The sequence below is a fragment of the Trinickia sp. genome (assembly GCF_051961175.1).
GTDB lineage: Bacteria > Pseudomonadota > Gammaproteobacteria > Burkholderiales > Burkholderiaceae > Trinickia.
This window is the reverse complement of record NZ_JBQCDN010000117.1, coordinates 1-4807: the sequence shown is the minus strand read 5'-3', so window position 1 is coordinate 4807 and position 4807 is coordinate 1. Positions and strand designations below refer to the sequence as shown.

The window sequence follows — 4807 nt, the reverse complement described above, 5'->3', positions numbered from 1 at the left end:
AAGGCGGCAGTGACGCCGCGCTTGCGTCAGCTCTCTGCGCAACTCGTGGGTGATCGCACAACGCATGAAGACAAGGCCCATGCAATTTACGACTGGGTCAGCCAAAACATCAGCTATGGCGGAAACTGCGTGGGCATTGGCTCCGTCGTGCCTCGTGACTTGGATGTCGTCCTCGATGCAAAAATGGGTGACTGCAAGGACCACGCTACGCTTATGCAAGCCTTGCTTGCAGCCCAAGGTATTGCCAGCGAACAAGTACTCGTCAATGCGGGCGAAGTTTACAGGCTGCCCAAGATCGTCGTGGCCTCGACGGTCAACCATGTCATCAACTATGTGCCGGAAATTAAGCTCTTCCTGGACGCCACTAGCGGCGGCACTTCGTTTGGCCGACTGCCCGTAGCAGATCAGGACAAGCCCGTGCTTAGCGCGTCTTCTGACGTGCCGGCCCGTACTCCGGCCGACAAGGGCAATAACACTCAGGTCTTGAGTTCTCACGTGAAAATTGACAGTGATGGCTCGATTGAAGGCGATATCGCCGTGCACGTAACTGGGCTGTATGCAGAGCTGGCACGCCAGCGTCTGCTCGACATCGGCAAAGACGAGCAGGCGCGCTTCATTCGCGAAGCGTTCCGCCGCGATGGCTTTGAGGCCGATGGCACCTTTGATTTCGACGACCCGCATCGACTGGTGGACCATTTTTCCTACAAGGGAACGTTCAAGGTGCGAAAGGCGGTTCGCTATCCAGGATCGGGCGGGCTCAGCATCAAGCCTTGGCTGTACACCGAGGCGGCGGTGTCGCATTTTGCGGAGCAAGCCTTGCTGCCGGTCGAGCCCCAAGATACGGTGTGCCTGCCCGGTACAACCCAAGAGGAGTACGTCATCACGCTGCCTGAAAAGCTCCGAGTGTTGTCGCTGCCAGACGGGGCTAAAGTGGACAGCACGTTTCTCAGCTATGAAAGCCGCTATTCGCTGGAAGGGCATGAGCTGAAAGCGTCCCGCACATTAAGCGACCGGAGCCCTGCCAATATCTGCTCGGCCGACGTTTCGAAACGGATCAGCGAGGCCCTGCGCCCCGTTTTGGACGACATGCGTCAGCAAGTGCTCTACAAGTAGGTGGGCAACGGAGGCTCTTCACGTCGCAATCGACTCACTCGCACGCCTTATTCGCATCAAAGCGTAGTCGATGCTGACGACACAGTTCATATATTCGAAATCGAACCGAACAATGGTTGAAGAAATCCATAAAGAAAAAACGTCGCTCGACGCAGGCGGCGCGGCGGCAGCCGGTTTGCGGCGCAGGACTGCCGCATTCGCAATCGACGGTATCGTCCTCGGCCTCATCGGGACGGCCGTGATTGCGCTCGGCTTCGAGTGGCTGGCTCGTATCGGCGCGTGGGGTAGGCTGATCGGGTTCGCGTTCGGCTCGCTGTATTTCACGCTCATGGAAGGCGTGAACGGCCGGTGCCAGACATTCGGCAAACAAGCGTTGAAGATCAAGGTGGTGAGAGTCACGCCGGGCGGCTTTGTGCCGCTCAGTCCGATTCAGGCGTGGGCGCGGTATGCGATCATTGCAGTGCCGTTCGTTCTGGGCGGCGTTGGCTTTATGGACGTGCCCGTGATGCTGCAAGGGACGTCGTGGCTGGCGATTGCCAATTCGGAGGTCGTCTTTCTATGGGGAACGGCGATCGTCTACCTGCTGGTTTTCAACCGGCCGAGCCGCCGATCTTTGCACGACATGGCTGTCTCCGCAGCGGTGGTGCCTGTCGAGGCGCACGCCAGTCCGCAAGCACCGGTGCGTCGTGTTCACTGGATCGCGATAAGTGTCATCGGTACGCTGTTGGTGGTGGGCGGTCTCGTCGCGCAGCACCGGGTTAAGGCAGCACTCGCCGATTTATGGGGAATTCAGAAGGCGGTCGCAGACGTTCCCGGTGTGCGGCAAAGCTCGGTTTCGAGCTTACATCGGGCAGGGGCGGCGTCGCCGCTTGATAAGCAGACGATCATCACCGCGGTGGTGGGCACGCCGGCATTGCAAACCGAAGCGGGCGGCCTCGCGATCGCGCGTGCCGCATTTACCGCGACGCCGACGCTTGCCAACCGGGATGCCGTTACGGTGGTTATCGTGCGTGGCGTCGACTTGGGCATTGCTACGTGGCGGCGGCAGACCGTGGAGAGCCTGCCAGGCCGCGAATGGGCATCACGACTGAAGGCGCGTCCGCGGCCCTGAGCAGGACGGAGTGCCTGGAGTTTAGCCACAAAGACGGCAGTCGGGGCCGCGAATTCGGTCGGCGGTGTCAAGCTGGCTACCCAGCCGTCCGCTGGGAAGGCGGCCTGTCGCCCAAGCGCCGACGTCGATTGAGACCACGCGCGTCAACAGACTGCGGGCCGAGGTGGTGGGTGATCCGGTTCGGCCACGAGCCGTCGTTCGTCTGTACCCACACTCAGACATTCGGACGACTGCTTCGATCAGTAAGCGACCTTTCGGCAGGGACAATATTTGAATCGGGACATGGCTGGGTGCGGCTGAGGCAATGTGTTCTATGATTGGTCGGGGCAGTAACGTTAGAACTTGCGATCTCCGCGTCCCGAATGCGGCGCCCTTTTGCCTGCGTGCTTCCCCCTGAAGACGGAGTCAAGCATGCGTAAGCGGCAGCTTTGGCACACCGAACGGAGAATCGTGCAACTGAGGGTCTTGCGTAGGGGCACCGCCGAGGAGCGCCGGGTGTGTCAGCCGTCCTGTGCCCTGGCCCCTTGATGCCGCGCATAGTTGAATGGCAAGAGGTCCGTAACTTCGGCGTCCGGTGGACGCTGCGGCAGTTCCTTGAGTACGTGCAACAGATAGTCGTTCGGTTCGACACAGCAGGCACGGCACGTCAGCATGAGACTGTAAATTGTGGCGCTCGCCTTTGCGCCGTCAACCGTGTCGCTGAACAGCTACGACTTCCTCTTATGGAAATGCTCCTCTAGGAGGAACAGCTGGCTGTTCTCGGACACAGTCGACGGCGCACGCCAATCTCTATTCGCTGGTCGAAACCTGCAGGGCCAACGGCATCGACCCGCATCGCTATCTCACCTGGTTATTCCAGCGCATCCGACTGGCGAAGACCGTCGACGACTACGACGCGCTGCTTCCCTGGAAGATGCCTACCGATCTCCGCTGACCATCCCCAGTACGACGCTTCAGGCGGTACAAGTCCTCACTCTGAGAGGCGTCGCTTATGGACCGCTGACGAATGAGGTGCTAAGCCAGGGATTGTTTGAGCATTTTGGCAGCGGCACCCATGGCGAAGGCGACCACTTTGCCGGTAGCGAGGTTGGTAATGGCCGACTGTTCAACGCGCCACCCCGGCGAGATGCGGCGAAGCGAACGGCGTCGTCGCTCACCTGACGTTGACGAAGCGCCGTGCCTGCAGCGTCATTGCATGTGCACGGGAGCATGTTCGTTCATCAGCTCGACGACCCAGTCGATGAACGCACGCAGCTTCGCGCTAACATGGCGGTTCGGCGGATACGCGATGTAAAGCGGCATCGGATCGAGCTGCCAGTCCTCGAACAGCGCGACGAGTTCGCCCGTTCTTGGATGTGCTTCCGACATATAGCGCGGCAGCCAGAGGATGCCGAGGCCGGCCAATCCGGCCGCGAGGTAGGCATTGCCATCATCCACGGCGAGCGCGTAACGGCTTTGCACCTTCACCGTCTCGCCGCGGCGATGCATGACGAGCGGATAGAGGCTGCCCGCGCGTCCCCATGAGAACCCGATGATGCGGTGGTGCGAGTTTTCGAGTTCCCGGGGATGCGAAGGCATGCCTGCCAACGCGAGATATCCAGCCGATGCGAAGACGCCAAGCGGAAGCTCCGCCACGCGACGGGCGACCATGGACTGGTCGTTCGGCTCGCCTCCACGCACGACGCAATCCACGTTCTCGCCGATGATATCGACGGTGCGGTCGCTCACGCCCATGTCGAGTTGAATGTCGGGATAGCGGGCGAGGAATGCCGGCAGCGCCGGGATGAGGATCAGGCGTGCGAACGGACTCGGCGCGTCCACGTGAAGGCGACCTCGTGGCACAGCCGATGCGCTCGACAGGCTCGTCTCGGCGTCGTCCATATCGGCGAGCAGCCGGGTCACGCGTTCGTAGTACGCGATGCCATCCGGCGTGACGTTAATCCTGCGCGTTGTTGCGCGCAAAGTAATACTGAGCCACTTCGCGCAAAGTAAATCTGAGCCACCTTTCAGTACAGTCAGCCTTTTTCGCGCGAAGGCTGGCGATGCTCCAGAAGGAACAGTGGATGCAAATCCATGTGCTCAAGGCCCAAGGGTTGTCGGTGCGAGAGATCGCACGGCGCTTGGGCGTGTCTCGCAACACCGTGACCCGTTACTTAGCGTCGCAGGACGTGCCTCGATACAAGCAGCGTGAGCCGCGGCCAACCAAGCTCGATCCATTTCACGCGTATATCGTCGAGAGAATGCAAGCGGCGGCGCCAGACACGATCGCCGCGCCGGCACTGCTGCGCGAGCTCCGTGCGCTCGGCTACGAAGGTCAGCTACGCAGCATCCAAGCCTTCATGAAGGCGCATAAGCCTGCACCGGCGCCCGATCCGATCGTGCGTTTTGAGACCGAGCCGGGGCGGCAGATGCAATGCGACTTCGTCGTATTTCGTCGTGGCGCCCACCCCCTGTATGCGTTCACCGCGACGCTCGGCTTTAGCCGTTGGCGCTGGGCGCGCTTTGCTACCAACGAGAAGGCAGAAACGCTGATCGCTTGCCACCACGCGTTATTCGAAACGCTCGGCGGGGTGCCGCGCGAGA

The 4807-nt window shown here is 60.9% G+C and carries 4 protein-coding genes and 2 pseudogenes; 4 read left to right on the top strand and 2 right to left on the bottom strand.

Annotated features, from left to right (window positions below):
* Positions 1 to 1113, top strand: a 1113-nt coding sequence (locus tag ACTHL0_RS06585; RefSeq protein ID WP_440565844.1) for a transglutaminase-like domain-containing protein, incomplete at its 5' end; no start/stop codon positions are given.
* A gap of 112 nt (positions 1114 to 1225) precedes the next feature.
* Entirely contained in the window at positions 1226 to 2224 is a 999-nt protein-coding gene (locus tag ACTHL0_RS06580; protein ID WP_440565843.1) for an RDD family protein, read from the top strand.
* Between the two features lie 500 nt (positions 2225 to 2724).
* On the opposite strand, the pseudogene ACTHL0_RS06575 reads toward ACTHL0_RS06580, so the two are convergent.
* Positions 2725 to 2931 (bottom strand): annotated as a pseudogene (locus tag ACTHL0_RS06575) (transposase domain-containing protein); the annotation flags it as partial.
* Between the two features lie 34 nt (positions 2932 to 2965).
* Here ACTHL0_RS06575 and ACTHL0_RS06570 point away from each other — a divergent pair.
* Positions 2966 to 3158 (top strand): annotated as a pseudogene (locus ACTHL0_RS06570) (transposase domain-containing protein); the annotation flags it as partial.
* 254 nt (positions 3159 to 3412) lie between these two features.
* Here the strand turns inward: ACTHL0_RS06570 and ACTHL0_RS06565 are convergent.
* Positions 3413 to 4186 carry a LysR substrate-binding domain-containing protein gene (locus tag ACTHL0_RS06565; protein ID WP_440565842.1) on the bottom strand — a complete coding sequence of 258 codons (774 nt, stop codon included), beginning with the start codon at positions 4184 to 4186 and terminating at the stop codon, positions 3413 to 3415.
* An 80-nt stretch (positions 4187 to 4266) separates the two neighbouring features.
* Between ACTHL0_RS06565 and istA the strand changes: the two genes are divergently transcribed.
* Positions 4267 to 4807 (top strand): IS21 family transposase (gene istA, locus ACTHL0_RS06560; RefSeq protein WP_440565841.1); only part of this gene is annotated, 541 nt, incomplete at its 3' end.

Coding starts and splice junctions, on each gene's coding strand:
- ACTHL0_RS06580 (WP_440565843.1), top strand. CDS start 1,226: ATGGTTGAAGAAATCCATAAAGAAAAAACGTCGCTCGACGCAGGCGGC.